14 protein-coding genes are annotated in these 17,334 nt (G+C 72.3%); 8 read left to right on the forward strand and 6 right to left on the reverse strand.

Going from position 1 to position 17,334, the window contains the following annotated elements; translation table 11 throughout:
- Window positions 1–122: 122 nt before the first annotated feature.
- Entirely contained in the window at window positions 123–674 is a 552-nt protein-coding gene (locus AC0VX6_RS09535) for a TetR/AcrR family transcriptional regulator (protein WP_475468194.1), read from the forward strand.
- 222 nt (window positions 675–896) lie between these two features.
- Here the strand turns inward: AC0VX6_RS09535 and AC0VX6_RS09540 are convergent, their stop codons facing one another.
- The gene (locus AC0VX6_RS09540) at window positions 897–1,394 is read right to left on the reverse strand and encodes an N-acetyltransferase family protein (RefSeq protein ID WP_475468196.1); all 498 of its coding nucleotides are present in this window, start codon (window positions 1,392–1,394) and stop codon (window positions 897–899) included.
- A 543-nt stretch (window positions 1,395–1,937) separates the two neighbouring features.
- On the opposite strand from AC0VX6_RS09540, the gene manA reads away from it, so the two are divergent.
- Complete coding sequence (gene manA, locus AC0VX6_RS09545; protein WP_475468198.1) at window positions 1,938–3,122, forward strand: mannose-6-phosphate isomerase, class I; 1,185 nt, start codon at window positions 1,938–1,940, stop codon at window positions 3,120–3,122.
- A 533-nt stretch (window positions 3,123–3,655) separates the two neighbouring features.
- Entirely contained in the window at window positions 3,656–4,030 is a 375-nt protein-coding gene (locus AC0VX6_RS09550) for an FKBP-type peptidyl-prolyl cis-trans isomerase (protein ID WP_475468200.1), read from the forward strand.
- Window positions 4,031–4,317: 287 nt separating this feature from the next.
- On the opposite strand, the gene AC0VX6_RS09555 is transcribed toward AC0VX6_RS09550, so the two are convergent.
- Complete coding sequence (locus AC0VX6_RS09555; RefSeq protein ID WP_475468202.1) at window positions 4,318–5,493, reverse strand: acyl-CoA dehydrogenase family protein; 1,176 nt, start codon at window positions 5,491–5,493, stop codon at window positions 4,318–4,320.
- Between the two features lie 268 nt (window positions 5,494–5,761).
- On the opposite strand from AC0VX6_RS09555, the gene AC0VX6_RS09560 reads away from it, so the two are divergent.
- Window positions 5,762–6,397 (forward strand): TetR/AcrR family transcriptional regulator, encoded by a 636-nt coding sequence (locus AC0VX6_RS09560; RefSeq protein WP_444963298.1) that lies wholly within the window; start codon window positions 5,762–5,764, stop codon window positions 6,395–6,397.
- 120 nt (window positions 6,398–6,517) lie between these two features.
- Here AC0VX6_RS09560 and AC0VX6_RS09565 read toward each other — a convergent pair whose 3' ends face one another.
- The 4 genes from AC0VX6_RS09565 to AC0VX6_RS09580 form a co-directional block, all read right to left on the reverse strand.
- On the reverse strand, window positions 6,518–9,082 hold the full coding sequence (locus AC0VX6_RS09565) for an MMPL family transporter (protein WP_475468204.1): 2,565 nt from the start codon (window positions 9,080–9,082) through the stop codon (window positions 6,518–6,520).
- Between the two features lie 42 nt (window positions 9,083–9,124).
- Window positions 9,125–9,787 (reverse strand): TetR/AcrR family transcriptional regulator, encoded by a 663-nt coding sequence (locus AC0VX6_RS09570; RefSeq protein ID WP_274977177.1) that lies wholly within the window; start codon window positions 9,785–9,787, stop codon window positions 9,125–9,127.
- Between the two features lie 311 nt (window positions 9,788–10,098).
- A complete protein-coding gene (locus tag AC0VX6_RS09575; RefSeq protein WP_475468206.1) occupies window positions 10,099–11,757 on the reverse strand; it encodes a hypothetical protein in 1,659 nt (552 codons plus the stop codon).
- Window positions 11,742–12,515, reverse strand: a complete 774-nt coding sequence (locus AC0VX6_RS09580) for an ABC transporter ATP-binding protein (RefSeq protein ID WP_475468208.1) — start codon at window positions 12,513–12,515, stop codon at window positions 11,742–11,744. The genes AC0VX6_RS09575 and AC0VX6_RS09580 overlap by 16 nt, the downstream gene beginning before the upstream one ends.
- A gap of 154 nt (window positions 12,516–12,669) precedes the next feature.
- Between AC0VX6_RS09580 and AC0VX6_RS09585 the strand changes: the two genes are divergently transcribed.
- The 4 genes from AC0VX6_RS09585 (at window position 12,670) to AC0VX6_RS09600 (ending at window position 17,161) form a co-directional block, all read left to right on the forward strand.
- On the forward strand, window positions 12,670–13,926 hold the full coding sequence (locus AC0VX6_RS09585; protein ID WP_475468210.1) for a sensor histidine kinase: 1,257 nt from the start codon (window positions 12,670–12,672) through the stop codon (window positions 13,924–13,926).
- Window positions 13,926–14,615, forward strand: a complete 690-nt coding sequence (locus AC0VX6_RS09590; RefSeq protein ID WP_475468212.1) for a response regulator — start codon at window positions 13,926–13,928, stop codon at window positions 14,613–14,615. Before AC0VX6_RS09585 ends, AC0VX6_RS09590 begins: the two co-directional genes overlap by 1 nt.
- An 84-nt stretch (window positions 14,616–14,699) precedes the next feature.
- Window positions 14,700–15,143: a nitroreductase family deazaflavin-dependent oxidoreductase gene (locus AC0VX6_RS09595; protein ID WP_274978107.1), complete on the forward strand. Its 444-nt coding sequence runs from the start codon at window positions 14,700–14,702 to the stop codon at window positions 15,141–15,143.
- 719 nt (window positions 15,144–15,862) lie between these two features.
- Window positions 15,863–17,161: an HNH endonuclease signature motif containing protein gene (locus AC0VX6_RS09600; protein ID WP_475469297.1), complete on the forward strand. Its 1,299-nt coding sequence runs from the start codon at window positions 15,863–15,865 to the stop codon at window positions 17,159–17,161.
- The last annotated feature ends 173 nt before the right edge of the window (window positions 17,162–17,334 follow it).

Here is a 17,334-nt window from a genome sequence, read left to right on the forward strand (position 1 = left end):
CGGGATGCGGAGGGCGAACGGCCGGGCGGAAGGACGGGAAGCCTGGTCGACCGGGGGCGTACTCCCGGGACTCTTCAACCGTCCAGACGGTACAGTACCGTCCAGCCGGTACAGTGTCAATCGTGAACGCTTCGAACACCCGCGACCGCATCCTCGACTCCCTACAGGACATCCTCGTCGGTGAGGGTTATTCCGCGGTGACCCTGGAGGCCGTGGCCCGTGACGCCGGGGTGTCCAAGGGAGGACTGCTCTACCACTTCCCGTCCAAGGCCGCCATGCTCACCGGGCTCATCGAGCGCCTGCGCGTGCTGGCGGAGGAGGAGTTCCGGGAGGCAGTGGAGGGGGAGGAAGGCGTGGTCCGCGTCTTCCTCCGCACCTCGCTGCCCCGCAGCCCGGAGGAACGGGAGCTGTACTGGGCGGTCATCGCGGCCCTGCGCGGCCAGGAGGACATGCCCGAGGAGGCCGTCCGCACGGTCCAGGGGCTCTTCAGCCGCTGGGGCGACCTGCTGCACGAGGAGCTCAGCGACCCGGTCCTGGCCGAGATCATCCTGCGCGCGGGCGACGGGCTGTACATGGCGGCGATCGCCGGGCTGCCCCAGCCCGACCCGGCGCTGACGCAGCGGATGATCGACCGCCTGGTGGAGGCCTCCGACAAGGTGCGCCGCGAGCGCTGAGCGTCCGCCGTCCGGGCCGGACGCGCGTCTTCGACCCCCGCCGCCGAACCGGTCCGCACCGCCGCGTTCCGGCCGGGCGGGGGCATCCGGCGCGAACCGGGTGTTCGCGGCTCCGGGGCCCGGCCCCGCTCCCGGCGGGCGTGACCCGGCGCGTGTCCCTCCGGACATGCGTGTCCCCAGGTCAGGTGCGGGGTCGCCGCTACCGGGAGGAACCGGCCCGGTTCAGACCCGGTACTCGAACATCTGGACCTCGGTGCCGCCCACCGGCACCCGTTCGACCGGGGTGAACCCCTGCCCCTCGTAGTAGCGCACCAGGGCCCCGTCCCCGCCCGCCCAGCAGTCCACCCGCACCAGCCCGACTCCGCGCTCGCGCGCCCGCCTGCGTGCGAAGGAGAGCAGCTTGCCGCCCACGTCGCGCCCGGAGTAGGCGCGCGAGACCAGCAGCAGGTGGACGTAGAGCTCGCGTTCGCGCACCCGCGGCGCGTAACCGGGAGCCCGTTCGGTGACGGTGAGGAACCCGGCCGTGCCGTCCCCGACCTCGGCCACCCACAGGCCCTCGGCGACCAGCTCCTTCACGCGCGCGACCCGACGGGGGTCCTGTGACCAGGGGCGCTCGCCCCACTGCGCGGAGCGCCCGTGCTCGACCAGCCACGCCACGGTGGCGTCGAAGGTCTCCAGTACCGCTGACAGGTCCGCTGGTCCGCCCTGGCGCAGCCTCAAGTGTCCGCCTCACACGTCGGGGAACAAACACGACCAGAGCACGTTAACCGGTCGCCCGTCCGCCGGGCACCCCGGTTCCCCGGAGGAAGGGAGGGGCTTCGGCGGCGCGGCGGGTAGGCGGTTCCACAGACGGGGCCGTGGCACCACGGGCGCCGCTGCGGGACAATGGCGCAACCCCGCATGGGGAGCACGGGGTCCGTGAGCCGCACGGTCCGCGCGGTGGCGGCCGGTCGCCTCCACGGGCGGTCTGCACGGGATTCCCGCCGCGTCGCGGGGTGTCCGGCCCGTCGCCGGGTGGAAGGAGGAGGTCAGGATGTGGCGCTGTTCACGTGCTTCCGATCATGGTTTACTTCCCAGTAACTTCGTTGCCGCAGTCGGTACCCGTGTTCGTGGGGTGCCTGCCCACCCCGCGAGGTGAAGTGTGCACTACCTCAAGGTGTGGGGCGCGCCGTGTCGACCGGGACAGCGCCCTCCACGAGACTGTTGCAGCCTCGCCGGGGTGTCCACGGGGTGAGAACACGCAGACGGGAAAGCGGGGGGCGCATGCACAGGCTCACCAACCAGGTAAGGCCTTACGCCTGGGGAGCGCGCACGGCCATCCCGCGGCTGCTGGGCGCCGAACCCGACGGCACGCCCCAGGCCGAACTGTGGCTGGGGGCCCACCACGGTGCGCCCAGCACGGCCCACTGCGAGGACGGCCCGCGCCCCCTGCCCGGCCTCATCGCCGACAACCCCCACCGCGTCCTGGGGCGGCGCACCGCCGAACGCTTCGGCGGGCGGCTGCCCTTCCTCCTCAAGGTCCTTGCCGCCGAGGCGCCCCTGTCCCTCCAGGTCCACCCCGACGCCGTCCGCGCCCGCGCCGGGTTCGAGGCCGAGGAGCGCGCGGGCATCCCCCTGGACGCCCCGCACCGCAACTACCGCGACCCCCACCACAAGCCCGAACTCCTCCTGGCCCTGGAGCCCTTCGAGGCGCTGTGCGGCTTCCGCGAACCGGCCGCCGCCCACGCCGAACTGCGCGGACTCACCTGCGAACTGGCCGTCGCGCTGCGCGGCGACCTCGACCTGGCCGACGCCGGAACCGCCCTGCGCGGCGCCCTGACCCGCCTGCTCACCCTCTCCGAGGAGGAGCGCGCCCGACTGTTGGACGACTTCGTGCGCGAGTGGTCGGACTCCGGTCCGCGCGGGTCACACGGCGCCATCGTCGCCGACCTGGCCGACCGCTACCCGGGCGATCCCGGCGCGGTGGCCGCCCTGCTGCTCAACCGGGTCACGCTCTGGCCGGGCCAGGCCCTGTTCCTGCCCGCGGGGAACATGCACGCCTACCTCCAGGGCACCGCGGTCGAGGTGATGGCCAGTTCCGACAACGTGCTGCGCGCCGGACTGACCGGCAAGCACGTGGACGCGCCCGAGCTGCTGGACGTGGTGGACTTCTCGGTGCTGCCCATCCCCTACGCCAGACCCGGGGTCTGCGAGGGGCGCCGGGAGTTCCGCACGGCCGCCCCGGAGTTCGCGCTGCACGAGATCGGCCCCGGACGCATCACCGCCCACCTGCCGGGGGAGGGGCCGACCGTGCTGCTCGCCCTGCACGGGCAGGTGGAGCTGGTAGCCGAGGTCGGTCAGGGGATGACCCTCCAGCGCGGTGAGTCGGTGTTCGTGCAGGCCGACAGCGGGCCGATCAAGGTCGAGGGCCACGGCCACGTCATCGCCGCCACCGTCGGCGATATCTGAGACCCGGATCTGCGGACCCGAGACCGTACACCCCAGATCCCACACCAGAGATCCGGGCCCCGAGACCCCACGCCCCAGACTTCACACCAGAGATCCTGAACCGGAATCCGAGATTCCACATCTGAGACCTCACACCCCAGACCCGAGACTCGACTCCCCGGACCTGAGACCCGAAGCCCGAGTTCCTCGACCCGAGACCCCAGACCCGAGACTCCAGACCCGGTTTCCCACACCTGGGTTTCGAGACCCGAGACTCCGGGCCTGAGAGCCGAGGCCCGGATTTCCAGACCCCGGACTCCAGCCCCCGGTCCCCAGCCTCCAGACCTCAGGCTCCAGATTCCAGACTCCAGGCCCCAGCCTGCGGATCTCACATTCCAGGGCCCGGACTCCGGAACTCAGCCCTGGGACCGCGTCAGAGCAGCGCGAGCGCGTCGCAGAGCACCCGGGCGGGACGTCCGTTTTGCTCCAGGAGGTTCCCGCGCACCGATAGCCTGGGCCCCTCTGTTCACTGTGACCACACGAGGGGTACCACCATGGCGCTTGAGCGTCCCGAGATCGACTTCATCGAGGGCCCGCCGCCCGCCGATCTGGAGGTCACCGACATCCAGGTCGGTGAAGGCGCCCAGGCGGGTCACGGCAGCACCGTCGACGTCCACTACGTGGGCGTGTCCTTCTCCAGCGGCGAGGAGTTCGACGCCAGCTGGAACCGCGGCGCCCCGCTGAGCTTCCGCCTCGGCGCGAAGCAGGTCATCGCGGGCTGGGACCAGGGCGTCCTGGGCATGCGCGTGGGCGGTCGCCGCAAGCTGGTCATCCCGCCGCACCTGGCCTACGGCGATCGCGGCGCCCCCGGCGCCATCGAGCCGAACGAGACCCTGATCTTCGTCTGCGACCTGGTCGGCGTCCGCTAGGACCTCCTCCTCCCCGCGGGGGACTCCACGGGGTCGCCGCATCCCGCCCGCGGTCCCTGCCGGTCCGGACCGGTTCCGCGCGCTCGGGCCCGGCGAGCCCCGCTCTCCGGCTCCCCGCGGCGACCGGTCGGGACACGCGCCCGCTCCGGTCGGGGGCGCATACCCGCCGCTCCGGCCGCGGGCACGCCCCGGCCCGCTCGGGGCTCAGGCGCCCGGTCCGGGCACACGCGTACGGCAAGGGGCCCGTGCCGCGCTCCCACGTGCGGCACGGGCCCCTCGTCCCGCCGCTAGCCCAGGGTTGCGCCCACCTTGACGTGGCCCTTGAGCAGGTCGCGGGCGATCGTGCGGCGCTGGATCTCGTCCGTGCCCTCGAAGATGCGCAGCAGCCGCACGTCGCGGTAGAAGCGCTCGATGGGCAGCTCACGGGTGTAGCCCATGCCGCCGTGGATCTGCATCACGCGGTCGACGATCTCGTTGGCCTTCACACCGCCGAAGAGCTTGGCGATGGACTGCGCGTGCCGCGAGTCCCGGCCCACCGACACCTGCCACGCGGCGTGCAGCACCAGCAGGCGCAGCGCCTCGATCTCGGTCTGGGAGTCGGCGATCATCCACTGGATGGCCTGCCGGTCGGCGATGGGGGCCCCGAAGGTCTCGCGGGTGCGCGAGTACTCGATCGCCATGTCCAGCAGGCGCTCGCAGCCGCCGAGCGCGCGGGCGGGCAGCAGGTAGCGGCCCTTGCCGATCCACTTCATGGCCAGCTCGAAGCCGCGGCCCTCCTCGCCCAGGATGTTCTCGTGCGGCACGCGCACGTCCTGGAAGACCAGGGAAGCGGGGCGGCGCTCGCCCATGGTGTCGATGGGCTCGGAGGTCCAGCCCGCCTCGCGGTCGACCAGGAAGCAGGTCACGCCCCCGTCGGCGCCCCTGTCCGGGGCGGTGACCGCGAAGACCATGGCGAAGTCGGCCTCGTTGCCGCCGGTGATGAAGGTCTTCTCGCCGTTGACCACCCACGTGTCGCCGTCGCGGACCGCGCGCGTGCGGATGGCCTTGGCGTCGGAGCCCGCGCCGGGCTCGGTGATGGCGAAGCAGGAGCGGCGCTCACCGGCGATGGTGGGCAGCAGGTAGCGCTCCTTCTGCTCCTCGTTGGCGTGGTAGAGGATGTTGTCGGCCTCGCCGCCGAACTTGAAGGTCAGGAAGGTCCTGCCCAGCTCGATCTCGATGATCGCGGCGGTGACCGGGTCCAGGCCCATGCCGCCGTACTCCACCGGCGTCTCCACGCCCCAGAAGTCGGACTTGCGGGCCAGCTCGCGCAGCCGGGTGCGCTCCTCGGCGTTGAGGCCGGGCGGCTGCCCCTCGCGTTCGCGGCGCAGCACGTCGTTCTCCAGCGGCATCAGCTCCCGATCGACGAAGGTCCGCACCCAGTCGCGGACGGCGCGCTGCTCATCGCTCAGTGAGAAATCGATCACGGCCTGTCTCCCCAGTAACCTAACGTCGTTCGGTTTGAGGGTACGGTCTTCCCCGGGGCGAGTGCAAGAGGTGCCGCCGAACAGGAGGAAACGGGTGCTGCGTCCGGTTCCGGACAGATCCCCGTGCCGGGTCGCACGGGACCCGAAGACGGGCGCTCAGGTGCGCGAACACCGCCAGGGGGCCGCATGCGGTGAGCCGACGTGCGATGATCGGGCCGGACGCCGGAGGGTCCGGTCCGTCCGCCGCAGTGGAGAAGGGGACCCCTCCGTGGCCCGACCCAAGACGCCGATCCTGAGCCGTCCGGGCATCCGCCGCGCGGCTCTCGCGCTCATCGACCGCGACGGGCTGGACGGCCTGTCCATGCGCAAGCTCGCCCAGGAGCTCGACGTGCAGGCGGCCTCCCTCTACAGCCACTACCGCACCAAGGAGGAGCTGCTCACCGAGGTCGCGGACGAGGTCACCTCGCGCATCGACGTCTCGGGCTTCGAGGGCGGGGACTGGCGCCGGGGCCTCACCGTCTGGGCGCGCTCCTACCGTGACGCCCTGGCCGAGCACCCCCATCTGCTGCCGGTGGTCTCCTCCGGGCCCGGGCGCCGCGAGGAGGCGCTGCGCCGCGCCGACGCCGTGCACGGCGGCCTGGTGGGCGCCGGATGGCCGCCCCGCTACGCCACGATGATCGGCGCCTCCACCAAGTACCTGGTCGTGGGGGCCGCCACCAACTCCTTCGCGCGCGGGTTCGACGACGACGTGCGCGTCTACCGGGACCGCTACCCGAACCTGTCGCAGGCCCACCGGCTGCCCGAGCACGCCGCGGAGATCGACGACGCGAGCTTCGAACTCGCGCTCTCGGCCTTCCTGGACGGGCTGACCGGCGTCTTCGGCGAGGTCGGTAACCGGGGCTGAGCACCCGGAGGCCCGGCCCGGGGCCGCGGCCGCCCCCGGCGACCGTGCCGACCCCGTCGTTCCACGCGAAGGGCCCGGGGGCGGTCACCACCGCCCCCGGGCCCCTGGACCGCGTGCGCCTCAGCGCCGCTCGGAGGACACCCGGTCCGTGTCGTCCTCCTGGTGGGAGGGCGAACCCGTGTCCCCGGCGGCCGACGCGTCGCCGGTCGTTCCGTCGCCGTCGGCGTCCCCGCCGGTTGCGGCCTCCTGCTCACGCGGGTGGCGGCGCTCCAGGGAGGCGCCCTCCACGTCGATGTCGGGCAGGATCCGGTCGAGCCACCTGGGAAGCCACCACGCGGCGTCGCCCGCCAGGTGCATCAGCGCGGGGATCAGCGCCATGCGCACGACGAAGGCGTCGATGAGCACGCCGAAGGCGAGCGCGAAGCCGATCGAGCTGATCATGACGCTGTGCGAGAAGACGAACCCGCCGAACACCGAGATCATGATGATCGCGGCGGCGGTGACCACCGAGCGTCCGGCCCTGAAGCCCTGCACCACGGCCAGCCGCGAGGGCGAACCGTGCACGTAGGCCTCGCGCATGCCCGTGCCGATGAAGAGCATGTAGTCCATGGCCAGGCCGAACAGGATCCCGACCAGCAGCGTGGGCAGGAAGTTCAGCACCGGTCCGGTGTTCTCCAGCCCGAAGAGGCCGCCCAGCCAGCCCCACTGGTAGACGGCGACCACGCCGCCCAGCGCCGCGAAGAAGGACAGGATGAACCCGAGCGTGGCCACGACCGGCACGAAGATCGACCGGAACACCAGCAGCAGGATCACCAGGGACAGGCCCACGACCACCGCGAGGTAGGTCGGCAGCGCGTCGCTCAGCGTCTCGGAGATGTCGATGTTGCCGCTGGCCATGCCCGCGACGCCCAGCGGGCCGGTGCCCTCGATCGGCTCCATCGCGCGCAGGGTGTGCACGAGCTGCTCGGTGGAGGCGCTGGCCGGACCCTCGACGGGCACGACCTGGAAGATGGCCAGGGTGTGGTCCTCGGAGACGCCGATGGGCGCCACCGCCGCCACGTCGTCGTGGGAGTAGATCTCCTCGGCGACCAGCGCCTGCTCCTCCTCGGCGTTGCGCTCCGCGGACTCCTCGTCGGGTCCGCCGGTCAGCTCGGCCACGACCAGGAGCGTGCCGTTCTGCCCCGCGCCGAAGTTCTCCTCCACGGCGGTGAACGCCCGGTACTGGGTGGAGTCGGTGGGCTCGGAGGAGCCGTCGGGCATGCCCAGGCGCAGGTCCAGCGCGGGCAGGGCGACCACGCCCAGGGCGATCACGGCCACCGCGGCCTGGGCCAGCGCGCGCCCGGTCGACATCGGCTTGACCCGCTCCGCCTCGTGCGCGCCCCCGCCGGCGGCGGAGGTGCTCTCGGCGAGACGGGCGCGTTCGCGGCGCGACAGGATGCGCGCGCCCACCAGCGACAGCAGCGCCGGAACGAGCGTGATCGCGATGAACACGGCGATGGCGATGGAGACGGCGGCCACGCTGCCCATCAGGCCCAGGAACCCGATCCCGGTCAGGTTCAGGCCCAGCAGCGCGATGAGCACGGTCGTGCCCGCGAAGACCACGGCGTTGCCCGCGGTCCCGTTGGCCAGGCCGATGGACGCACCGACGTCGACGCCCTGCTTGAGCTGGCGGCGGTGCCGGTTGATGATGAACAGCGCGTAGTCGATGCCGACGGCCAGGCCCAGCATCAGGCCCAGGATCGGGGTCACCGAGGCCATCTCCAGCACCCCGGACAGCGACATCGCGATCAGGGTGGCCACGCCGACGCCGACGAGCGCCGTCAGGATCGGCAGGCCCGCGCCCACCAGGGTGCCCAGCATGACCACCAGGACCACACCGGCCACGATCACGCCGATCACCTCGGCGGTGCTGACCAGGGAGGGCATGGTCATGGCCATGTCGTTGCCGAAGTTGACCGTGGTGCCCGGCACGGGGTCGCTCTCGAAGACCTCCATGACGGCGTCACGGGTCTCCGGGGTGATCTCGGTCTGGCTGTCGCTGAAGGCGATACGGACCAGGGCGGTGTCGCCGTCCTCGGAGACCGAGCGGATCTCCGAGGCCATCTCCAGCATGGCCTCGCCACGCTCCAGCTCCTCCAGGCCCGCGTCCAGCTCCTCGCGGTTCTGGTCGATCACGACCTGTTCGGCGTCGAGCCCGGGGCCGACCTGGTCGATCAGCCCGGCGGCCTCGGCCTGCTCGCGGCCCGCGTCGAGCTCGGCCTGACCGGCTTCGAGCTCCTCCAGGCCGCTCTCCAGCTCGTCGCGGCCCTCCTCCAGCTCCTGCTGCTGGTCGGCGCGCTGCTGCTCCGTGGCGAACGGGTCGATCGCGTCCTCCACGCCGGAGAGCCCGGCGGCCTGCTCGGCGCGGTCGGCTATCGCCTCCCGCTGCTCCTGGGTGAAGTCCGAGCCGTCCTCGGTCTGGTAGACGACGGTGCCCGAGCCGCCTCCCATCCCGGAGAACTCCTGCGACAGGAGCTGTTCCACCTCGTCGGTGGGCGTCCCGGGGATGGAGAAGCTGTCCTCCAGTTCACCGGAGAAGAGGAAGAAGGCGGTGCCGGAGGCCACGAGGAGTGCCAGCCAGACCGCGATGACGGTTCGGGCGCGACGTGCGCACGCACGCCCGAGTCTGTAGAGAAATTCAGCCATGGTTCCTGCAAACGGAGTGGATGGGAGGGAGCGCGTGTGCGCTCAGGAGGTGGGTGATCCGGCGTTCCCGTAGCCGTCACGGGTCACGGCGAGCATGCGGTCCAGCAGGTCGGCCCAGACCCGGCGGGAGTCGTCGTTGTCGACCCCTCCGGTGGTCTGCTCCCAGCGCTGGACCGTGATCGTGCCGCCGCTGATGACCGCGCCGCACATGAGGTCGACCACGAGCGGGTCGGCGTGCGGGTGGCGGCGCGTCATGATGGCCGCCAGGCGGACGCTCACGTCGTTGATGGCCCGCTCGAACAGCGCGGCCTGGCTCGGGGCGGGTTCGTTCCCCTCCTGCCGGAGGAGGCGCTTGAGCCGGGTGACCGGGGTGACCAGGTCGGTCCGGCGGATCGCCGCCGCGAACTCGTCGAACATGTTGCCCGCCCGGTCGCCGGTGACGGCGGGGAGGTTGGCCTCGATGCTGTCGACGATCGCCTCCAGCATCTCGCCGAACACCTCCAGGACGATGTCGTCCAGGGACCTGAAGTGGTTGAACACGGTTCTTCGGGAGACGTCGGCCCGTTCGGAGAGCTGGTCGACGGTGAAGCCGGTGTCCCCGCGTTCGGTCATCAGCGCGGCGGCCGCGTCCACGATGGCGCGGCGGTGGCGCGACTTCAGTGCCTCACGCCGGTCGCGTGCGGGCGGTTCGTGCTGATTGTCCACATATCCACGGTACGGAGGTGGTTGCACCAAGTGCAACGAAGCACTGAGTGCACCCAGTCACACTCGGGGCGCGGCTCGCGTCGGCCGCAGGGCGGTGTCCCGTGGGGCCGCCGGTGCCTCCGGGAGGAGGGGCCGGGCCGGTGGGGCGGACGGCTGCTCCCACCGGGAAGGGGCGGCCCCTGCGGTGGCAGGACCGCGCCAGGAGGCAGGAGGCCCGCCCCGCCGGTGAGAGGACGGTCCCGCCGGGAGCGGCCCGCACACGAGGAGGCGGCCGCGCGGCCCCCGTCCCGGGTCGCACGGCCGCCGGTCCCTCAGGAGCCCGTGGGCTTGGTCTCGGCGTTGCCCTCGATCGCCGACCGCTCCAGGCGGTCCAGCCACCCGCCCCGTTCCGGCACGGTCTGGAGCGCGACATCCCGGCCGTACCGGATCCGGGTGAAGGTCTCCGGGAGCCGCGCCTCCAGCCTCCGGTAGGCGACACGGCCCAGCAGCCAGGCCACGAACCCCCCGTTGAACACACCCACCGGCACCGCCAGCCACGGCAGCCCCCACAGCGACAGGAACACGGCGGCCAGCACCGAGGGCGTGCACAGCACCGGCAGCGCCGCGAGCGCGATCCACACCTGCACCGAGTTGTCGCCGGAGTCGTTGGCGTCCACCCGCAACTGCGGGTCCACACCGGGGGAGAGCGCCACCACCGACAGCAGCAGCGCCAGCCCGCTGCCCACTCCGAAGAACGCCGCCAGCCCCGTGAGCACCAGCGGCCACGCCCAGTGGGCACCGGTGGCCGCGATGAACACCGCGCTCAACGCGGTCGCGGCCGGGGCGATCAGCAGCAGGATCGCGATCTGGCGGCCGCGCACGTCCGCGCGCAGCGTCTCCCGGTCCTGGCCGACCACCGACAGCCACAGCGCCGTGCCGTCGTGCCCGTACATGTTCGAGGTGGACAGCGCCATGACGAAGGCCGCGATCACCCCCGTGAACGGAGCGAAGAACGCGTACAGGTCGGTGGGCCAGGCCATCAGGCCCATGAACAGCGCCGCCCACAGCGACGCCCGAAGTTCCAGGCCCCGCCACGGGTCGCGCCACCACTGGCGCAGCTCCCGGCCGACCACCGCGCCCAGCGGGGAGTCGGGCAGCAGCGCGAACGCCCGGCGCGTGAGCGCGCCGCTCCCGCGGCGGCGCCGCCGGACCCCGCGCAAGGTCACCCGGGGCGCCAACAGCACGCTGGTCACCACCACCATCGCCGCCGTGAGCACGGCGAACCCGCCCAGCCAGGCCGCGGCCGCCGGCCAGGAACCGGCCGCAGCGGCCTGCACGGCCAGCACGGGCCACGAGGTCGGCAGCGCCGCCAGCACGGCGCCCACCACGCCCTCGCCCAGACCGTTCTCGCTCAGGCTCAGCGTCGCCCGGAACGCGGGCTGCACCACCATCCACCCGAAGAAGAGCCCGGCCAGGATCAGCCCCCACTGCACCGACGCGATCTCTATGCCCAGCCGCGAGTGCATCGCCGCGCCCAGAGCCCGGAACACCAGCCGGGACAGCGTCACCACGAACACCCACAGCACCAGGACCCCCGGCACCGCCACCACCAGTGCGGACGGGTCCAACGCCAGCGCGTGCCACACGAGCGCGCCCAGCGCCAGCAGCGTGACGGCGGGACCGAGGTCCACGAACATCGTCACCAGCAGCAGGGCGCCCACGCGACGCCGGTCCAGGGGCAGCAGCGCGAAGTACTGCGAGCGCAGCACACCCGTGCCGTTGGCGACGGTCGGGCCGAGCATCCAGCCCACCGCCCACACCGCGAACGCCAGGCAGAGCAGGTCCGCGCGCACGCCGTCCGAGGCCGCCGCCACCGCCAGGTACCAGGTCAGTGCGGTCCCGCCGACGACCAGGACGATTCCGAACAGCCGCATCCCCGTCGCCGAGTGCCGCAGCAGGGTGAACTTCAACCGGATCAGGAGGCCAGCCACGCCAGCTCACCCTCCTCCATCTCGCGTGCGCCCACCAGACGCACGAAGGTGTCCTCCAGGGTGGTGTCCACGCCGCGCACCTCCTCCAGCGCCCCGTCGGCCAGCACCCGGCCGCGGGCGATGATGGCCACCCGGTCGGTGAGCTGCTCCACCAGCGCCATCACGTGGCTGGAGATCACCACCGTGCCGCCGCCGTCGGTGAACCTGCGCAGGATCGCGGTCAGCACCCGCGCCGAGACCGGGTCCACGGCCTCGTAGGGCTCGTCTAGGACCAGGACCTTGGGCGCGTGCAGCAGGGCCGTGGCCAGCCCGATCTTCTTGCGCATGCCGGTGGAGTACTCCGCCACCAGCACCGCGTCCCCCTCGGCCCGGTCCAGTTCCAGCACCCGCAGCAGCTCCTCGGCGCGCGCCCGCGTCACCTCCCGGCCCAGCCCGCGCAACCGCCCCCAGTAGTCCAGCAGTTCCCCGCCGGTCAGCCGCTCGGGCAGGGCCAGGCCGTCGGGCAGGACGCCGAGCATGCGCTTGGCCCCGACCGGGTCCGACCACACGTCCACGCCCAGGACCCGGGCCGTCCCGGCGTCGGGGCGCAGCAGCCCCACCGCCATGGACAGCGAGGTGGTCTTGCCCGCCCCGTTGGGGCCGACCAGCCCGAGCATGGCCCCCCGCGGCACGGACAGGCTCACCCCGTCCGCCGCCGTCGTGCCGTTGAAGACCTTGGTCAACCCGTCCAGTTCCAGGGCGGGCGCGTTCTCACTCATACCGCCAGCCTCCCCGCGTTCCCGTCGCGGGCGCATCCGCCGAACGGTCACGGCCGCCTGTCCGGTCGGCCAGGCCCGCGCCGGTGCGGCGGCCCGTCGGCCGATGCCGCGCGGGTGCGGCCGTCCTACTCTTGGCGTGGAGGAGGGAGGCCACGTGGACACGACACCGGCCGCGGACGGCGGCACCGCGTCCGGGGAGCGCCGGGGCCCGCGGGGATGGGCGGCGGACGCCCTGCTCTTCCTCGTCGCCGCGCTGGTGTGGGCCTACTACGTCCTGGCCTACAGCGTGGGCCTGCACCCGTACGTGCCCTCCTGGCTGGTCCTGCCGGACCTCGCCCTGGGCGCGGTCGGCTGCCTCGCGCTGTGGTGGCGCCGAGGCCACCCCCTGGGCGTGGCCGTCCTGCTGTGCCTGGTCCAGAGCGTGTCCAGTTCGGTGATCGCGGCCCTGGTCGTCGCCCTGTTCAACCTCGCCGTCCGCCGGCCCTGGCGGCAGGCCGTGGTGACGGCGATGGCGAGCCTCATCCTGGGCCTGCCCTGGATCGTCATGGTCCCGCCCACCCGAGGCGACAGCGTCGTCGTCCTGATCATCGCCACACTGCTCTTCACGGGCAGTATCGGCTGGGGTGTGGCCATCCGGACCCGGAGCCAGCTCATCGAGCGGCTGCGCGAGGACGTGCGGCGCGAACGCGAGGACCGGGGGCGGCGCCTGGCCGCCGCCCGGACCGAGGAGCGCCAGCGCATCGCCCGCGAGATGCACGACGTGGTCGCCCACCGCATGTCGCTGCTGTCGGTGCACGCCGGTGCGCTCGCCTACCGGACCGAGCGCGCGGAGCGGGGCGATGCGCCGCCGCTGGAGAACGCCGAACTCGGCGCGGCCGTGCGCGTCATCCGCGACAACGCCCACCAGGCGCTGGAGGAACTGGGCGGTGTCCTGTCGGTGCTGCGCGCGGCCGACACCGCCCCGGGGGAGGAGGGCGACCACGCGGGCACCGCCGCGCCCCAGCCGCCCGCCCTGGCCGAGGTCGACCGTCTGGTGGAGGAGGCGGTCCGGGCGGGCCAGCGCGTGCGCTCCGTCCACGACGTCCCCGAGGGGGTCGAGCCGTCCGGCCAGGTGCGCCGCACCGCCTACCGGCTGGTGCAGGAGGGGCTGACCAACGCGCGCAAGCACGCGCCCGGAGCCCGGGTGGAGGTGCGGATCGGCGGCGCCCCCGGGCGGGGCCTGGAGGTGTCGGTAGTCAACCCGCTGCCGGTGGGGGTGGCGCCCGCGGAGATCCCCGGGGCCGGGGCGGGGCTGACCGGCCTGTCCGAGCGGGTGGCCCTGGACGGCGGAACCCTGCGCCACGGGCCCGGGGACGGGGAGTTCCGCCTCCTGGCCGCGCTGCCCTGGCCCGAGACGACGGAGGTGCCATAGTGGTGCCCGTGAACACTCCCGTGCGCGTCCTGCTCGTGGACGACGACCCCCTCGTCCGCTCCGGCCTGCGGATCATGCTCAGCGGCGACGGGGACATCGAGGTGGTGGGCGAGGCAGGGGACGGCGCCGAGGTGCCCGCGGCGGTGGCCGAGCACCGCCCCCACGTGGTGCTGATGGACGTGCGCATGCCCGGCACGGACGGGATCGCGGCGACCGAGGCGCTGCGCGGCGACGGGAACGGGCCCCAGGTCCTGGTGCTCACCACCTTCGACGCCGACGCCACCGTGGTGCGGGCGTTGCGAGCCGGTGCCGCCGGGTACCTGCTCAAGCACACCGCTCCGGAGCGGATCGTGGAGGCGGTGCGCCGCGCGGCGGCGGGTGAGCCGGTGCTCTCACCCAGCGTGGCCCGCGCGCTGATGGACCGGGTGGCCGGGGCCGACCCTGCGGAGCGCGACGAGGCGCCCTCGCGCCGCGAACGCGCCCGGGGGCGGTTGGCGCTGCTCACCGAACGCGAGCGCGAGGTGGCCGAGGCGGTGACCGCGGGGCTGTCCAACGCCGAGATCGCCGAGCGGCTGTACATGTCGATGGGCACCGTGAAGGCGCACGTGTCCAGCGCGCTGACCAAGCTGGACCTGTCCGGGCGGGTGCAGCTGGCGCTGCTCACCCACGACGCCCGCACTCCCGACTGACGTGGTACGGATGAGCCCCGTGGGGAAGTGATGTTGGCAGTGCTGTCGGCCAGCATGACGAGCAACGACGAGGGAGACGATTCCATGCCGCTCGAAGGCGAGTACGAGCCGAGTCCGACGGAGTGGGTGCGCAACCAGGTCGAGCAGATCGAGCGCTCCGGAGGCAGGGAGGGAATGACCCTGCGCGGGATGCCGGTCATCCTGCTCACCACACGCGGGGCCAGGAGCGGCAAGCTGCGCAAGACACCGCTGATGCGGGTGGAGCACGAGGGGAGCTACGCCGCAGTCGCCTCGCTCGGCGGTGCGCCCAAGCACCCCGTCTGGTACTTCAACGTCCTCGCCGAGCCCCGCGTGGAGCTGCGGGACGGGACCGTGAACCAGGACATGGTGGCCCGTGAGGTCACGGGTGAGGAGAAGGCGGCCTGGTGGGAGCGCGCGGTGGCGGCGTTCCCGGACTACGCCGACTACCAGAAGAAGACCGACCGCGAGATCCCGGTCTTCGTGCTGGAGCCCGTCGCCGACCAGTGACGTGTTCTCGGAACGGACCGGCCGGAAGAGGAGACCCGGCCGGTCTGTCCCGGGCCTGGGGCCCAGACCAGCCAGCTCCACGGGCGATGGTCGACTTCGCGGGCGTCCACGTTTTCCACAGGTGGGGGTTGGGGGTGGTCGTGGGTGGTGTGGTGATGGTTTCCTGGAAATAGGGGGGATCCCACCCAGTGGACGTTTTGGTGTGCCCTAAAGCGCCTCCCCGGGCATAAAGAACTGAGGGGTGGGGAGGGGCCGCCATCAGGTCTCTCCCCTGCGCCATTCCTGCTGGGGGTTGCTGGCGGCAACGAAAGCGCGCCAGCTGCCGCGAAAGGGTGCGGACGGCGGGAAACGGTAGGCGTCGGGTGGGGGTGTGGGTGGCCGACGAAAAGCGGCATCAAAGGCAGGAGTGGCTACAGGCGGGCGACCAACACCCGGGGTGTGGGGGTGGTCGGGCTCTGCTGCGTCGGCACCAAAGGCAGGCGGGTACTCCGGCTTCGGGCGACGATCCTGGCCCCTGTAGTCGGGGAGGGCGACGATCGCGCCAACGGCAAGCAAGCATTCTGGGTGCTCCTTTTCGGACACCTTTTGAGTCCGCCTTAATTGCGGCCCCATAATGAAGGGTGAGCCTCCTAAAAAGAAAGACGAAAATGCAGTGACTTTCAGGCTGTGGATAGTGGATAAAAGGCGGGTGCTGGCCTATAATAAGAAGTATGGAGACGATGATCGCAGCGCCCGAGACGGCCCCCGGGGAATGTTCCCCGGCCGTGGCCGCGCTGGCCGGTGCGCGCGAGATCATCGACCACGCGTTGAACACCGACGTGCCGCCCGGGGCGGACGAGAGCGCCGCTGAGGAGATCGCGGCGCTGTGGGCCCAACTGGACCAGATCCGGTACCAGGCGTTGGCGCGGATGGCGCGCCTGTACGCGCGGGGTGCGGTGGCCCGCTACAGCGGCTACTCCACGTTGGACAAGTGGTTGGTGCACCACGGCAAACTGCCCACCTCCCAGGCCAAGGACTTGGCGCGGCTGGCCCAGCACGTGCACGAGGAGACTCTGCCCGCCACGGTGGAAGCGGTGGAGACGGGCGTGGTGGGGTTGGGTGAGGCGGTGGTGATCGCCAAAGTCACCGACAAAGCCGTCCAGACCCGCGACACCGAGCATTTCCCCGATCAGGCGCAGTACCGGCAGGGCTTCGAAGCGGCTCTGGTGGCGGCCAAGCAGGAGCGGCCTGCGTTGTCGGTCAACCAGCTTCAGTCGGTGGCCCGCCAGGTCGCGCACCGTTTGGACCCCCACCGCCTGGACCGCGACCACCAGGCCGCTCACGCCTCGCGTGGCCTGGTCGTGCATGACACGTTCCAGGGCAGCTACCAGCTCCAGGCGTGGGGCGGCAGTGGGGATGCGTTGATCGTGCGCGCGGCCATCGACACCTTCACCACCCCACCCTCGGACGAGGACACCCGGTCGCGGTCTCAGCGGGAGCATGACGCGCTCATCGCGGCGCTGCGCTTTGCCACCACCCACACCGGATGCGCCAACGCCCCCGCTCCACTGGCGCAGATCCGCATCGTGGTGCCGGTGCAGACCTACCTGGACACCCAGGGCCAGGAAGTTCCGGCGCTGGACGAGCGCGGACGGGTGGTACCGGTCGGTCTGGTGCACGAGTTGGCCGCCGACTCTGAGGTGGTGCGGATGCTCACCGCCCCGCCCACCGGGCAGGTCCTGGATGTGGGCCACAGCCGCCGCCTGGCCTCAGCCCGCCAGCGCACCGCCGCCTTCCACGGGCACACCACCTGCGCCCACCCGCAAGGGTGCGAAGTTCCGGTGGCCCTCTGCCAGGCCGATCATGTGCAGTCGTTCTCTCGGGGCGGGCGCACGGTGGTGGCGAACCTGCAACCGCTGTGTGGGCCGCATAACCGGGCCAAGTACCAACGCGAACTGCGCACACACCAACAGCAGGGGCATGGATGGGGACGAGACCATCCGCCCGACAGAATTCTGGTGCCACCGCCCCGGGAGTGACCCCCGGTCGGGCCGGTCCCCGGCATGCCCGCGCCCGCCAGGCGGCCCGGGCCCTGCCGCCAGCCGTCGTCGCTGCCATCGTCGCCCACCCCCGCCACGGGGGCCGGTAGCGCTGCCCAAGCCGGAGGGCCCGCTCGCCTTTGGTGTCAACGCAGCAGAGGCCAACCCTCTCC

This window comes from Nocardiopsis sp. iso_25 (genome assembly GCF_056173305.1).